This window comes from Micromonospora cathayae, from assembly GCF_028993575.1.
Lineage (GTDB): Bacteria > Actinomycetota > Actinomycetes > Mycobacteriales > Micromonosporaceae > Micromonospora > Micromonospora cathayae.
On the sequence record NZ_CP118615.1, the window covers coordinates 6,781,573 to 6,796,086 of the forward strand.

The 14,514-nt window shown below is 73.4% G+C and carries 14 protein-coding genes; 6 read left to right on the plus strand and 8 right to left on the minus strand.

Going from position 1 to position 14,514, the window contains the following annotated elements:
• Window positions 1-55: 55 nt before the first annotated feature.
• From PVK37_RS29830 to PVK37_RS29840, 3 genes are read left to right on the plus strand one after another with little or no spacing between them, the layout of a single operon-like run.
• Entirely contained in the window at window positions 56-574 is a 519-nt protein-coding gene (locus PVK37_RS29830) for a GbsR/MarR family transcriptional regulator (RefSeq protein WP_275031161.1), read from the plus strand.
• Window positions 567-1,481, plus strand: coding sequence for an ABC transporter ATP-binding protein (locus PVK37_RS29835; protein WP_275031162.1), 915 nt, complete (start codon window positions 567-569; stop codon window positions 1,479-1,481). Before PVK37_RS29830 ends, PVK37_RS29835 begins: the two co-directional genes overlap by 8 nt.
• Complete coding sequence (locus PVK37_RS29840; RefSeq protein ID WP_275031163.1) at window positions 1,468-2,265, plus strand: ABC transporter permease subunit; 798 nt, start codon at window positions 1,468-1,470, stop codon at window positions 2,263-2,265. The genes PVK37_RS29835 and PVK37_RS29840 overlap by 14 nt, the downstream gene beginning before the upstream one ends.
• A gap of 54 nt (window positions 2,266-2,319) precedes the next feature.
• On the opposite strand, the gene PVK37_RS29845 is transcribed toward PVK37_RS29840, so the two are convergent.
• From PVK37_RS29845 to PVK37_RS29855, 3 genes are all read right to left on the minus strand, one after another.
• On the minus strand, window positions 2,320-3,981 hold the full coding sequence (locus tag PVK37_RS29845) for a DUF4139 domain-containing protein (RefSeq protein ID WP_341483405.1): 1,662 nt from the start codon (window positions 3,979-3,981) through the stop codon (window positions 2,320-2,322).
• 63 nt (window positions 3,982-4,044) lie between these two features.
• Complete coding sequence (locus PVK37_RS29850; protein WP_275031164.1) at window positions 4,045-4,449, minus strand: secondary thiamine-phosphate synthase enzyme YjbQ; 405 nt, start codon at window positions 4,447-4,449, stop codon at window positions 4,045-4,047.
• 140 nt (window positions 4,450-4,589) lie between these two features.
• Window positions 4,590-5,051: a hypothetical protein gene (locus tag PVK37_RS29855; protein ID WP_275031165.1), complete on the minus strand. Its 462-nt coding sequence runs from the start codon at window positions 5,049-5,051 to the stop codon at window positions 4,590-4,592.
• Between the two features lie 200 nt (window positions 5,052-5,251).
• Here PVK37_RS29855 and aceE point away from each other — a divergent pair, with 200 nt between their 5' ends.
• Window positions 5,252-8,002: a pyruvate dehydrogenase (acetyl-transferring), homodimeric type gene (gene aceE, locus PVK37_RS29860; RefSeq protein ID WP_341483406.1), complete on the plus strand. Its 2,751-nt coding sequence runs from the start codon at window positions 5,252-5,254 to the stop codon at window positions 8,000-8,002.
• Between the two features lie 144 nt (window positions 8,003-8,146).
• On the opposite strand, the gene PVK37_RS29865 is transcribed toward aceE, so the two are convergent.
• The 5 genes from PVK37_RS29865 to PVK37_RS29885 form a co-directional block, all read right to left on the minus strand.
• Complete coding sequence (locus PVK37_RS29865) at window positions 8,147-8,599, minus strand: lasso peptide biosynthesis B2 protein (protein ID WP_275031166.1); 453 nt, start codon at window positions 8,597-8,599, stop codon at window positions 8,147-8,149.
• Window positions 8,586-8,846 (minus strand): PqqD family protein, encoded by a 261-nt coding sequence (locus tag PVK37_RS29870; protein WP_275031167.1) that lies wholly within the window; start codon window positions 8,844-8,846, stop codon window positions 8,586-8,588. Before PVK37_RS29870 ends, PVK37_RS29865 begins: the two co-directional genes overlap by 14 nt.
• Window positions 8,825-10,702 (minus strand): asparagine synthase-related protein, encoded by a 1,878-nt coding sequence (locus PVK37_RS29875; RefSeq protein ID WP_275031168.1) that lies wholly within the window; start codon window positions 10,700-10,702, stop codon window positions 8,825-8,827. The genes PVK37_RS29870 and PVK37_RS29875 overlap by 22 nt, the downstream gene beginning before the upstream one ends.
• Window positions 10,703-10,788: 86 nt before the next feature.
• Window positions 10,789-10,929, minus strand: coding sequence for a hypothetical protein (locus PVK37_RS29880; protein ID WP_275031169.1), 141 nt, complete (start codon window positions 10,927-10,929; stop codon window positions 10,789-10,791).
• Window positions 10,930-11,231: 302 nt separating this feature from the next.
• The gene (locus tag PVK37_RS29885; RefSeq protein ID WP_275031170.1) at window positions 11,232-11,684 is read right to left on the minus strand and encodes an SRPBCC family protein; all 453 of its coding nucleotides are present in this window, start codon (window positions 11,682-11,684) and stop codon (window positions 11,232-11,234) included.
• Window positions 11,685-11,878: 194 nt separating this feature from the next.
• Between PVK37_RS29885 and PVK37_RS29890 the strand changes: the two genes are divergently transcribed.
• Both PVK37_RS29890 and PVK37_RS29895 read left to right on the plus strand, forming a co-directional pair.
• On the plus strand, window positions 11,879-13,207 hold the full coding sequence (locus tag PVK37_RS29890; RefSeq protein ID WP_275031171.1) for a GH1 family beta-glucosidase: 1,329 nt from the start codon (window positions 11,879-11,881) through the stop codon (window positions 13,205-13,207).
• Window positions 13,204-14,481 (plus strand): MFS transporter, encoded by a 1,278-nt coding sequence (locus PVK37_RS29895; RefSeq protein ID WP_275031172.1) that lies wholly within the window; start codon window positions 13,204-13,206, stop codon window positions 14,479-14,481. The genes PVK37_RS29890 and PVK37_RS29895 overlap by 4 nt, the downstream gene beginning before the upstream one ends.
• Window positions 14,482-14,514: the final 33 nt, after the last annotated feature.

The following is a 14,514-nucleotide window of genomic DNA, read 5'->3' on the forward strand; positions in this document are numbered from 1 at the left end:
CGTTACAATTCGTTCAGAAGTCTTTGAACGTTTGAAACGGATGGTTCTACCCCCGATGACCGACCTCGCACCCCACCGCCGGTACGCCGAGGACGCCGCCGTGGTCCTCAGTGGCCTGGGCCTCCCCCCGGCGTACGGGAAACTGCTCGGCTGGCTGCTCGTCTGCGACCCGCCGCAGCAGACCAGCGGGCAGCTCGCCACCGCCCTCGGGCTGTCCAAGGGATCGGTCAGCACGGGCATGCGGATGCTGGAGAGCAGCGGTTTCGCCCGCCGGGCGCCGGTGCCGGGCCACCGGGGTCACGCGTACGAGGTCACCCCGGACGCGATCATCCGGATCACCGCCGAACCCACCAAGTTCCGCCTGTTCCGCGAACTGATGGACCGCGGCCTCGAGATCGTCGGCGGCCCGGACGCGCCGGGCGCGGAGCGGCTGCGCGTCATGCGCGACTTCTACGCCTTCGTCGAGCGCGAGCTGCCCACGCTGGTCGCCCGCTTCGAGGCCGAACAGCTCCGGGCCGGCCGGCCCGGCACAGAATCCACCCCGCTCCGGAGGAAGGGAGAGGCCGATGGATGAGTCGGCCATCAGCACCGAGGCCCTGGTCAAGACGTACGGCCGCAACCGTGGCCTGACCGGGCTGGACCTGCGGGTCGAACGCGGCGAGGTGTACGGCTTCCTCGGCCCCAACGGGGCCGGCAAGTCCACCACCATCCGGCTGCTGCTCGACCTGATCCGGCCCACCAGCGGCCGGATCAGCGTGCTCGGCGTGGACCCACGACACGCCGGGGTGGCCCTGCGCCGCCGGATCGGCTACCTGGCCGGCGACTTCGTGGTCGACGGCCGGCAGACCGCCCGGGAGCTGCTGACCTACCTGGGCCGGCTGCGCGGCGGCGTGCCGACGGCCCGGATCACCGAGCTGGCCGACCGGCTCGACCTGGACCTGGACCGGCGGATCCGGGCGCTGAGCAAGGGCAACCGGCAGAAGGTGGGCGTGGTGCAGGCGTTCATGCACGCCCCCGAGCTGCTGATCCTCGACGAGCCGACCAGTGGGCTGGACCCGTTCCTCCAGCACGAGTTCCTGGCCCTGGTCCGCGAGGCGCGGGCCGCCGGGCACACCGTCTTCATGTCGTCGCACGTGATGAGCGAGGTGCAGCAGACCGCCGACCGGGTCGGCATCGTCCGGGAGGGTCGGCTGGTCACCGTCGAACGCGTCGAGGAGCTGCGGGAACGCGCGGTCCGCCGGGTCGAGGTGCAGTTCGCCGACCCGGTACGCGTCGAGGAGTTCGCCGCGCTGCCCGGGGTCAGCGCGGCCACCGTCACCGGCACCACCCTGCGCTGCCGGCTCGACGGCCGGGCCGACGCGCTGGTCAAGGCCGCCGCCGCGCACACCGTGGTGGGCCTGCTGTCCGAGGAACCGGACCTGGAGGAGCTGTTCTTCGGTTACTACGCCGACCAGGGGGAGGTCGGCCGTGTCGCCGCGTGACCCGTTCACCAAGGCGCTGTACGACGCGCGCCGCTCACTGGCCGGCTGGGCGCTGGCGATCGTCGCGGTGGGCACCCTGTACGCGTCGTTCTGGCCGACCATGCAGACCCCGGAGATGGCCCGGGCCATGCAGGCGTACCCGCAGGAACTGCTGGCCGCGTTCAACTACCGGGACCTGACCAGCGCCGCCGGCTACCTGGGCAGCGCGGTGTACGGCCTGCTGGTGCCGCTGCTGGTGGCGGTGCTGGCGATCGCCGCCGGCACCCGCGCGGTCGCCGGGGACGAGGAGGCCGGCACCCTCGACCTGGTCCTCGCCCACCCGGTCGGTCGGGTCCGCCTCGCCCTGCACCGCTTCGCCGCGGTCGCCGTCGGCGTCGTGGGGGTGGCCGTCCTGCTCGGGGCGGCGATGGTCGCGCTCGGTGGCGCGGTCGACTTCGCCGGCGTCACCGTCGGCGGGTTCGCCGCGATGACCGTCCACCTGGCGCTGTTCGGGGTGGTGTTCGCGGCGCTCGCCTTCGCGGTCGGCGCGGCCACCGGGCGGCGGGCCGCGGCCCTCGGCGCGGGGGCCGGCGTGGCGGTGCTCGGCTACCTGGCGAACTCGGTGTTCCCGCAGGTGCAGGCGCTGTCCTGGACGCGGGACGGGTCCCCGTTCCACTGGTACCTGGGCGGTGATCCGCTGGTGCACGGGGTGCAGCCAGGCGGCCTGCTCGCCCTGCTCGCCACCACCGGCGTGCTGGTCGCCGCCGGCACCTGGTGGTTCACCCGCCGGGACCTGGGCACCTGACGGCGGCCGGCGCGGCCCTGCCCGCCGAGGGCGGTGGGCAGGGCCCCGGGCCGGTCAGTCGCGCCAGCCGGCCAGGTCGACGCCCTTGGCGACCTCGACCCGGAAGCCGAGGGTGACCTCGCCGGTGGCACCCGGGGCGAGCCATAGCCGCCAGGTCAGCTCGCCCAGCTCGGTACGCTCCGCCGGGGCCGGGTCGAGCCGGGTCTCCCGGACCACCACGCCCTCGTCCCGGGACACCGGGAGCTGGTCGAGCACGGTCACCGTCGCCGCCCGGGGCGTGTGGTTGGCGACCGTGACCGCGTACTCCACCTCGCGGCGGCGGGTCGAGCCGAGGGTGGCCCGGGTGTCGCTGCGCCGGGTCAGTTTCCGCTCCACCCGGACCCGGTCGTCCAGGCCGAGCGCCAGTTCGGTCTCCTCGCCGGGGGCCCAGGTCTTCAGCCGGGTGCTGCCGACGAAGTCCGACCCGTGGAAGATCGCCGCCGGGCCGGGCAGCAGGGTGTGCGTGGAGGTGTTGCGCACGGTGGCCCGCAGGTGGGCCACCGGCTCGCGGACCGGCGCGGTCACGTGGTCCAGGCTGGCCGGCAGTTCCAGCACGGCGACGGTGGCCCGGTGCGCGGTACCGTCCGCCGGCACCGCGACCGGCCGGGCCGGGCGGTACGTGGCGGCGGCGATCCCCTGCTCCACCTCGGCGACGGTCTCCCGGACCGGGGCGGACTTGGCGGCCCGGGACCGTTCCGCACCGCCGAAGGCGGCGGCCGGGGCGACCGGCTTCGGCAGGTTGCCCGGCGCACCGGACGCCATCGCCATCGGCATCGGTGCCGGCACCGGCGGGGGCAGCGGCCGGACCCGGTCCAGGTACCACGGCGACAGTTCCGGCACCGACGCGGTGACCGCCGGCCGGGCGGTGGACAGCTCCAGCCGGCACTCCGGCCAGTCCTCCCCGGTCTGCTGGGTGACCAGCCCGAACCAGGTCAGGGTGACGGCCTCGTCGACCAGCCGCAGGTCGTACGAGGGCTCCCAGCGGGCCCCGTCCACCACGTACGTCAGTTCCAGCTCCAGCTCGCCGGTGGCCGGACCGGTCTCACCGGCGGGCGGCGCGTCCGGGGTCACCTGGACGGTCACCTCGGCGACCAGCCGGTCCGGGGCGCGCTTGCCGCCGAGTTCGTGCAGCTGCCGGTCGACGGCGGCCAACGCCTCGGTCACGTCGGTACGGCGGCGGGCCAGTTCCCGCTGCCGCTCGTGGCCGGCGGTGAGCTGGTCGGCGACCGTGTCGGCGAAGGCGGCCACGTCACCCGGGGCCGCGTCCCCGGCGGCGAGCGCCCGGGCGTACGTGCCGCCGGCACGCTGGGTCAGCAGGGTGAGGAACTCGGCCCGCTGGGCCTCGACGGCGTCCGCGCCGTCCAGCGCGGTCACCTCCTCGGCCAGCGTCCGGCGACGCTGTTCCAGCTCGGCGGCCTGCGCGTCGGTGCTGCGGGCCTGCCGCCGGGTGGCCAGGTCGACGCCGAGCACGGTGGCCGGTCCCCGACCGCCGACCCGCAGCGAGTCGCGGCGCAGGCCGAGCGGGAGCGGACCGATGCTCAGCCGGTGTTCACCGGCGGGCAGGGCGACGGTGGCGCGGCGGGTGACCCGCGCCCGGTCGGCGTAGACGGTCACCGCGACGATCGGCGCGTCGAGATCTTCCATGGTCGTCGGTGTCACCGGGTTCTCTGGGTTCACCGGCGCGAGGGTAGTGCGGTCGCGCATCCCGGAGCGCGGGCAGTCGACGGCGGCCCGGACGGGTCAGCCGGGGAGGAAGGAGAAGCGGACCTTGCGGGTGGGATTGTCCCCGTTGGTGTCGACCAGGCAGATCGACTGCCAGGTGCCCAGGGCGAGCCGGCCGGCGATCACCGGCACCGTCGCGTACGGCGGGACGAACGCCGGCAGCACATGGTCCCGCCCGTGCCCGCGCGACCCGTGCCGGTGCCGCCAGCGGTCGTCGGTGGGCAGCAGCTCGTCGAGGGCGGTGAGCAGGTCGTCGTCGGAACCCGAGCCGGTCTCGATGATCGCCAGCCCGGCGGTGGCGTGCGGCACGAACACGTGCAGCAGGCCGTCGCCCTGCCCGGAGACGAACCGCTCGGCCTCGGCGGTGATGTCCCGGACGGTGGGTCGGGAGCCGGTCTGGACGGTGATCACCTCACTGCGCATACGCGGCATTCTGCCGCACCGCCCGGTCGTCCACCGGCAACGGCGACGCGCGGACCGGCAATCCACCGGCTCCGGCGACGCGGCCCGGCCGTCCACCGGCAACGGCGACGCGCGGACCGGGTCAGTCCCGCCGCCGCGCGTCAGTCCCCGCCACCACCACCGCCACCACCGCCGCCCCCGCTGTCGCCACCGGAGGAACCGCCCCCGCTGTCCCCGCCCGACCAGCCGGACGAGCCGCCGCTGTCGGTGGACCAGCCGCTGTCCCACCCGCCGGAGGAGCCCCGGCCGGAGTCGTCGTCGTACCTCGGCGGGTCGGACGGCTGCCAGCCGCCGCCGTGGTGCTGGTGGTGGGGGTGCGGGTGGTACGTGGCACCGGCGGCCGGGACGTACCCGCCACCGCCGGGCCGGTGGGGGTGGCCGGGCCGGCGGCGGGCGGCAGCACCGGAGGCGATCAGCACGGTGCCCACGAAGAACAGCACGCAGCCGAACATCCCGAACGGCAGCAGCGCGAACGTCTCGGCCACCAGGCCGAAGAAGGCCAGCGCGACGCCGAGGCCGCCGAAAACCACCAGTACGGTTCCACCCACCTGTCGGGTTGTCATGGCGGTCACGGTAGGGGGACCGGGCAACCGGGAAAGCGTGCGTCCGGCGACGGCGGGGGACGGCTGGTGTCCGGGTCGAAAGTTACTGGTCGGTACCTGTGTTGAGCGTCGCGTCTAGGGGACGCAGAGGTGACGAGAAGTGCCACCAGAGGGCAGGATGGCGCTAGAGACCTGTCCCACACACAACCGAGGGAACGCCTGTGGCCACGGAACGCAAGCGCCCGGTGATCACCGCCGGTCTGCCGAGCCAGCTTCCGGACATCGACCCTGAAGAAACCAGCGAATGGGTCGAGTCGCTGGACGGTGTCATCGACGAGCGCGGAACCAAGCGCGCGCGTTACGTGATGCTGCGCCTGCTGGAGCGGGCCCGCGAGCGGCAGGTCGGGGTGCCGTCGCTGACCACCACCGACTACATCAACACCATCCCGCCGGAGCGCGAGCCGTGGTTCCCCGGTGACGAGCACATCGAACGGCGGATCCGGGCGTACATCCGGTGGAACGCGGCGATGCTGGTGCACCGGGCGCAGCGCCCGGAGATCGGCGTGGGTGGGCACATCTCCACGTTCGCCAGTTCGGCGTCCCTGTACGAGGTGGGCTTCAACCACTTCTTCCGGGGCAAGGACCACCCCGGCGGCGGCGACCACATCTTCTACCAGGGGCACGCCTCCCCCGGCATGTACGCGCGCGCGTACCTGGAGGGTCGGCTCAGCGAGGACCAGCTCGACGGGTTCCGGCAGGAGCTGTCGCACCCGGGCGGCGGGCTGCCGTCGTACCCGCACCCGCGGCTGATGCCGGACTTCTGGGAGTTCCCGACGGTCTCCATGGGTCTCGGCCCGCTGAACGCGATCTACCAGGCCCGGTTCAACCGGTACCTGCAGCACCGGGGCATCAAGGACACCAGCCAGCAGCACGTCTGGGCGTTCCTCGGTGACGGTGAGATGGACGAGGTCGAGTCGCTCGGCGCGATCGGGGTGGCCGCCCGCGAGGAGCTGGACAACCTCACCTTCGTGATCAACTGCAACCTCCAGCGGCTCGACGGTCCGGTGCGCGGCAACGGCAAGATCATGCAGGAGCTGGAGGCGTTCTTCCGGGGGGCCGGCTGGAACGTGATCAAGGTGGTCTGGGGCCGGGAGTGGGACCCGCTGCTCGCCGCCGACACCGACGGCGCGCTGGTCAACCTGATGAACACCACCCCGGACGGCGACTACCAGACCTACAAGGCGGAGTCCGGGGCGTACGTCCGGGAGCACTTCTTCGGCCGGGACGCGCGGACCCGCAAGATGGTCGAGCACCTCTCCGACGACGAGATCTGGAACCTCAAGCGGGGCGGCCACGACTACCGCAAGCTCTACGCGGCGTACAAGGCGGCGATGGAGCACACCGGCCAGCCGACGGTGATCCTGGCGAAGACGATCAAGGGCTGGACGCTCGGGTCGCACTTCGAGGGCCGCAACGCCACCCACCAGATGAAGAAGCTGACGCTGGACGACCTGAAGTCGTTCCGCGACCGGCTCTACCTGGACATCCCGGACAAGCAGCTGGAGGACAACCCGTACCTCCCGCCGTACTTCTCCCCCGGCGAGAAGTCCGACGAGATTGCGTACCTGCGGGAGCGGCGGCAGCAGCTCGGCGGGTACCTCCCCTCCCGGCGGACCAAGCAGCCGACGCTGGCCATCCCGGGCAGCGAGCGGTTCTCCGACGTCAAGCGCGGCTCGGGCAAGCAGAAGGTCGCCACCACGATGGCCTTCGTCCGGCTGCTCAAGGACATCATGAAGGACAAGGAGTTCGGCAAGCGCTGGGTGCCGATCATCCCGGACGAGGCCCGCACGTTCGGCATGGACTCCCTCTTCCCGACCCAGAAGATCTACTCCCCGCACGGGCAGCGGTACACCTCGGTCGACCGGGAGCTGTTCCTGTCGTACAAGGAGGCGACCACCGGGCAGATCCTGCACGAGGGGATCAACGAGGCCGGTTCGGTGGCCTCGTTCACCGCGGCCGGTTCGGCGTACGCCACGCACGGCGAGCCGATGATCCCGCTGTACATCTTCTACTCGATGTTCGGTTTCCAGCGCACCGGCGACGGGTTCTGGGCGGCGGCCGACCAGATGACCCGGGGCTTCGTGCTCGGCGCGACCGCCGGCCGGACCACGCTCAACGGTGAGGGCCTCCAGCACGAGGACGGCCACTCGCACCTGATCGCCGCCACCAACCCGGCGGTGGTCGCGTACGACCCGGCGTTCGCGTTCGAGATCGCGCACATCGTCGAGAACGGCCTGCACCGGATGTACGGCGACGCGCAGGAGAACATCTTCTACTACCTGACCGTCTACAACGAGCCGATCCTCCAGCCGGCCGAGCCGGCCGGGGTGGACGTCGAGGGGCTGCTCCGGGGGATCTACCGCTACTCCCCCGCGCCGTCGGTCAACTCGCCCGGCGACGCGCCGAAGGCGCAGATCCTGGCCTCCGGCACCGGCATGCAGTGGGCGCTGAAGGCGCAGCAGCTGCTCGCCCAGGACTGGGGGGTGGCCGCCGACGTCTGGTCGGTGACCTCCTGGACGGAGCTGCGCCGGGACGCGGTGCAGTGCGAGGAGCACAACCTGCTCAACCCGGGTGGCGAGCAGCGGGTGCCGTACATCCAGCAGAAGCTGGCCGACGCCGACGGGCCGAAGGTCGCGGTCAGCGACTGGATGCGCGCGGTACCGGACCTGATCTCCCGCTGGGTACCGGGCGACTACACCTCGCTCGGTACGGACGGTTTCGGCCTGTCGGACACCCGGCACGCGCTGCGCCGGCACTTCCACGTCGACGCCGAGTCGGTGGCGGTGGCGACGCTGCGGCAGCTCGCGCTGCGCGGGGTGGTGCCGGCCGAGGTGCCGGCCGAGGCGGCCCGCAAGTACGCCATCGAGGACGTCAACGCCGCCCCGGTCGGGGAGACCGGCGGCGACTCCTAGTCCCGACGGTACGTCCGAGGGGTCGGCGGGGGGAACGTCCCCGCCGGCCCCTCGCCGTCGGCGGGCCCGGCGGCCCGTGGCCCGCCGACGGCGTCGCACCCGCCGTCGCCGGCCGCACGGTGGACCGACGTTCCCGGCCGGCGCTCAGGTGCCGGGCCGGACGCGGTCCGGTGGTGGCCCGGGGGCGACGGTGAGCATGGTGGCGACCACGTCCGGGGAGACGACCTCGCCGACCGCCCGCCCCTGCGCCTCGCACCAGGCGTGTGCCCGGAACGGCGACTCGTGCTGGACGCCGAGGCACCAGGTGGGCATGGTCCCGTGCAGTCGGCAGGAGACCACCAGCGCCAGGGAACGCCGGAGGCAGGCGTCGGAGCGACCGACCGCGATGTTCGCGGCCAGCAGGCGGCGGTGCAGCTCGGTGGCGCGGGCGTGGTCGACCGGGCGGGCTCCCCGGGCCAGGGTGCGCAGCACCGGCAGGAGCCGGACCGGGCGCAGCCGGGCGAGCAGCTTCCCGACGAGCAGGCTCAGCAGGGCGGTGCACCGCTGGCCGACGCTGATCGCCACGTCGCTGCGGGAACGCGCGTCAACCCTGTCCATCGACGAGCAGGCCCTTCCGCTCCAGATCCCGCACGAACGCCTCGATGTCCCGCGCCGCGTCCGCCGGCGACAGCCCGTACCTGCGGGCGAGCCCGTCGGCGATGCCGGTCCGGTCCAGCCCGCTGCGGGCCAGGTCCAGGATGGCCGCGCCGGTCCGGTTGAACCGCCAGAACCGGCCCGTGCCCGGGTCCAGCAGGGTCTCGCCGCTTCCGGTCTTGGCGCCGATCAGGCCGGCTTTGAGTCGCATGGCAGCTCCGTCGGTCGCAGGAACGGGGTGGTGGGTCGGTCGTCGGACCGCAGGCGTCGCAGCCACACCTCGACGCTGACGGTGGCCGGCAGGTGGAGGGCGAGGGCACCGCGTACCGTCTGATGCTCGAACTGGGCCCGGAGGGCGCCCTCGTCGACCAGGCCGAGGCCGTGCAGGGCCGATCCGTGCAGCAGGTCGAGCAGCGCGGCCCGGTGCCGGCGGGCGGTGCCGACCCGGACGTCGCCGGGCACCACGGTCTTGGTCCTGCGGTCGAGGACGTGGTCCGGGACGATCCCGCGCATCGTCCGGCGTAGCAGCGCCTTGAACGTCCACGGGTCGAACCGCTGTGCGGGCCGGACGGCGAGCGCGGCGGCGAAGACCCGGTCGTCGGTGAACGGCGCGGCGACCCGCACCCCGGCCGCCTCGGTGACCTGGTCCATGTGCCGGATGATCCCCGTGGTCAGGTGGATGGCGTGCCGCTCGACGTGCCGGGAGCGGCTCGCCGACAGCGGTGCACAGGTGCCGGCCGCCTGCTCCAGCGCCCGTACGGCGGTCTCCCGGGTGGCCCCGCCGGCCCAGGGCGGCAACGTCGGCTGGACGCCCCAGCCGAAGTCCGGACGACCGTGGTCGTGGTCGTGGTGGTCGAGACGGCGTGCGGTGTCGGCGAGCCACGCGCCGTACGGGCGGTCGTCGCGCAGGGCGGTGGCGATGTCGGTGAGCGACCACCGTGCGGTGTGTCGCAGGGCGCGGAGGTGACCGACGGCCCGCAGCGGGTCGGTGCGGATCAGGTCGTGGCAGTAGCTGTGACCGGGGCGGGTGAGGTTGTCGCCTCCGTCACCGCACAGGTGCACGGCCGGACCCGGGTGTCCGAGCGCGGCGACGGTGTCGTGCAGCCGGCGGTGGGAGAGGAAGACCTGAGCGGGTTCCTCGGCCCAGGGCCGGCCGTCGGTCAGGTGCGCGTACTCGTCGGAGAGGTCCCGGACGTGCTGCCACACGCTGGTGACCTGGGGCAGGTCGGCCGAGGCGGCCCTGGCCAGGACGTGGTCGTCGCTGCGCTCGTCGTCGTGGACGGTGTAGGTGGTGAATCGGCGTCCCGACCCGGCGGCGAGGAAGCAGAGCGAGGTCGAGTCGACGCCGCCGGAGAGGTCGGCGGAGAGGGCCCGGCTCGAACCGGTCCGCACGCCGACGGCCCGGCGCAGCTCCGTCAGGAGTTCGACGGCGCCGTCGTCGAGGTTCCGGGTCGCCGGAGGTGGCTCCCACCAGACCCGCTCGACCGGGTGGGCCGGGTCGTGGTGCCGTACCGTGACGGCGCTGCCCGGCGGGACCGGCTCGACGTACCGCCAGACCCCACGCCGGTCGACCGGGTACGGGGCGTTCATCAGCAGCCGCAGCGCCACGCCCTCCTCGTCGATCCGGTGGTCGTGCAGCGCCGCGAGCACGTCGGCCCGGCTGGACAGGAAGGTCCGCCCGCCGCTGCGGGTACGGTGCACGCGGCGGGAGCCGGTCGCGGTCCCGGCCACCGTCACCCCGTCGGGGTCCCGGACGACGACGTGGAAGCTGCCCGCGCCGATGTCGTCCCGCAGTCGGGCGAGGTCCGGCCGGGCGGCGTACCGGGACACCGCCGTGTGCACCGCGTCGCGGCCGACGGCGAACTCACCGACGACGGCCACCCGGACGTCCCCGCACCGGACGTCGAGGAGATCGTCGTTGGTGAACCGGCCGACGATCCACGCCCGGCCGGACGGGTGGTCGAGCCGGGTGAGGGCGGCGGTCCGGATCGGGTGCAGCCGGGCCGTCACCGCGTCGTCGTCGGTGAGGACCACGAAGAACGACCGGTTCGTATCCTGTTCACGCACGTCACCACTCCCACGGGCGGGTTCGGGTGGTGCCCGCCGACCGGCAGGGACGCCGGAGGGCGGGCACCATGGTCACGTCGGCACGGTCAGAACGGCTTCCAGTCCCAGCGGTACGGGGAGCTGAGGTTGTCGCCGGCACCGTAGACGCCCCAGCCCTCGGTGTCCTCGGTGAAGGTGCCGACGAGTTCGCAGGTGGGCTTCTCGTACTGTTCCTCGACTTCTTCCACGGCGGTTCCTCGCTTTCCGGAGGTCGGCCGCGCCCCGGTGACGCGGCTGTGACCGACGGTAGCTTGATCCAACTTGATCGATCAAAGTCCGTGCTCGAGAACCACTCGAGAACCACTCGAGAAGCCGCCTCGACCTGGGGCGCAGGCGCGGAGAAAGAAGTCGGCCCGCGCGGCGGGCGCGGGCCGGACGGGCACAGAGGTTCACCGGATGTTCACCGGGGGGCGGTGGCCGGACGCCGGTGGCCCGGGGTCCCTGGCGGGAACTCCGGGCCACCGCGGGTGACGCCTGGACCGCGCGCGGCTCAGCCGACGGCGGCCAGGTCGGTCAGCCGGGCGAGCGAGTCCTCCAGGTCGGCGCCGACCCGCCGCAGGCCCAGCCGGAGCAGGGCCGCCTTGACCGGCCCGGCCGGCCAGCGTACGACGATGAGCCGCACGATGGTGCCGCCGGTCTCGTCGTCCTCGTTCGGGGTGAGCTGGACGTAGATCTCGGTGCGCGCCTCGGCCCGGGCACCGGCCCCCCTGGCCCGTTCCCGCCAGCCGATCAGGTGGGGTTCCTGGTAGGCGATCACCTCGGCCTCGTGCGCCGCGCCCCGCCCGGCCTGGACCCGTTGCCGGCGGCCGTAGCCTTCCCCGGAGAGCACTTCGGCCGCGCGTACGCCGGCCAGCCAGGCCGGCAACTGCTCGGCCCGCTGCACCACGTCCCAGACCACTTCCACCGGCGCCGCCACGTGCGCGCTGCGTTCCACGAGGATCATTTCTGTCTTTCCCCCACTGAGGACATCCCACGATATTCGGCACTCTATGCGCCAAATCGGACTTAAAGGGACGCATTCGGAAAAGACACGCCGACAACCCTTGCCAGATTCCCGCCGCCCACCTATGGCGCATCCCCCGACGCGGGGCCTAGAGTCCCGAACACCTTTCACGTTCGCCCTGGGGGAGAGAGCGCATGACCACGCCGATGCCCGCGTTCCCGGCCGGATTCCGCTGGGGAGTGTCCACCTCGGCCTACCAGATCGAGGGGGCCGCCGACGCCGACGGGCGGGGCCGGTCGGTCTGGGACACCTTCGCCCACCAGCCGGGCCGGATCGCCGACGGCAGCACCGGCGACGTCGCCTGCGACCACTACCACCGGTACGCCGAGGACGTCGCGCTGATGGCCGACCTCGGCGTCTCGGCGTACCGGTTCTCGGTCGCCTGGCCCCGGGTGCAGCCGGCCGGGTCCGGTCCGGCCGAGCCGCGCGGCCTGGACTTCTACGACCGGCTGACCGACGCGCTGCTGGCCCGGGACATCGACCCGGTCGCCACCCTGTTCCACTGGGACCTGCCGCAGCCGCTGGAGGACGCCGGCGGCTGGCTGGCCCGGGACACCGCGCACCGGTTCGCCGAGTACGCCGACCTGGTCGCCGCCCGGCTCGGCGACCGGGTGAAACTGTGGATCACGCTGAACGAGCCGTTCGTGCACATGAGCTTCGGGTACGGCATCGGCAGCCACGCCCCCGGGCGGCAGCTCCTCTTCGACGCCGTGCCGGTCGCCCACCACCAGTTGCTCGGACACGGGCTGGCCGTCGCCGCGCTGCGCGCCCGGAGCGGCAGCCCGGTCGCCATCGCCAACAACTACTCCCCGGTCCGGCTGTACGGCGACACCGACGCCGACCGGGCCGCCGGGGCGGCGTACGAGGCGCTGCACAACCGGCTCTTCACCGACCCGCTGCTCGGCCTCGGCTACCCGGCCGGCCTGGAACCCGGGCCGGACGTGCTGCGCGACGGGGACCTGGCGACCATCGCCGCGCCGCTCGACGTGCTCGGCGTCAACTACTACAACCCGAGCGGCATCCGGGCCCCCGAGGAGGGCTCCCCGCTGCCGTTCGAGCTGGTCGAGCTGGACGGCTACCCGCGTACCGCGTTCGACTGGCCGGTGGTCCCGGACGGGCTGCGCGAACTGCTGGTCGGCCTGCGCGACCGGTACGGCGACGCGCTGCCCCCGATCGAGGTCACCGAGGGCGGCTGCGCGTACGACGACACCCCGGACGCCGACGGCCGGGTCGCCGACCCGGAGCGGATCGCCTACCTGGACGGACACCTGCGGGCGGTGCGGGCCGCGATCGACGAGGGCGTGGACGTGCGCGGCTACTTCGTCTGGTCGCTGCTGGACAACTGGGAGTGGGCGGAGGGCTTCACCAAACGGTTCGGCCTGGTGCACGTGGACTTCCCCACCGGCACGCGGACCCCGAAGTCGTCGTACCACTGGTACCGGGACCTGATCGACCGGCGATGACCACCGTCGACCCCACCCCCGGCTCGCTGCCGGCCGCGCTCGCCGAGCCGACCGTACCGGTGCGGCGCGGCTGGATCGCCCTGCTCGTGGCGGCCAACCTCGGCGTGTGGATGGCCTTCTTCACCCCCATCCAGGTGCTGCTGCCGCAGCAGATCGAGCTGATCGACCCGGACCGCAAGGAGACCATGCTGGCCGTGGTGACCGGGGTCGGGGCGCTCGCCGCCGTCCTGGCGAACCCGCTGGTGGGGGCGCTGTCGGACCGTACCGTGCTGCGGGTCGGCGGCCGGGAACTCGGTCGCCGGCACCTGTGGACGGCCGGTGGCGCGCTGCTCGGCGCGGCGGCCCTGGCGCTGCTGGCCGGGCAGCGCAGCGTCCTCGGCGTGACGGTCGGCTGGGTGGCCGCGCAGGTCTGCTTCAACGCGATGCTGGCCAGCCTGACCGCGGCGGTGCCGGACCGGGTGCCGGTGGCCCAGCGCGGCGCGGTCTCCGGCTGGGTCGGTATCCCGCAGGCGCTCGGGCTGGTGCTGGGGGTGGTGCTGGTGACCGCCGTGGTCACCGGGAACGCCGCCGGCTACCTGGCGGTCGCCGCCGTGGTGCTGCTGTCGGCGCTGCCGTTCGCGCTGCTCACCCCGGACGACCCGCTGCCCCGGACACACCGGCCGGCACTGCGGTTGCGCGCCCTGCTGGCCGGGCTGTGGATCGACCCGCGCCGGTACCCGGACTTCGGCTGGGCCTGGATCACCCGGTTCCTGGTGCAGCTCGGCAACGCGCTGGGCACCCTGTACCTGCTGTACTTCCTCACCGACGAGGTACGCCACCCCGACCCGGAGGGCGGGCTGCTGGTGCTGATCGGGCTCTACACGCTGGGGCTGACGGTGACCACCGTGCTGGCCGGCTGGCTCTCCGACCGGACCGGCCGGCGGAAGGTGTTCGTGGTGGCGTCCGGGGTGGTGATGGCGGTGGCGGCGGTGCTGCTCGCGGTCGCCCCGGTCTGGTCCACCGCGGTCGGCGCGGCGCTGCTGCTGGGCGCGGGCTACGGCGTCTACCTGTCGGTGGACGCCGCGCTGATCACCCAGGTGCTGCCGGCCGCCGCCGACCGGGCCCGGGACCTCGGGGTGATCAACATTGCGAACTCGGCCCCGCAGGTGCTCGGGCCGGCGCTCTCCGCGCCGATCGTGGTCCACCTGGGCGGCTACCCGGCGCTGTATCTGGTGACCGCCGTGGTGACCCTGCTCGGCGGCGTCCTGGTGTGGAAGATCCGCGCCGTGCGCTGAGGGCCGACCCCGTCCTGACGGTCGGGCCGACCG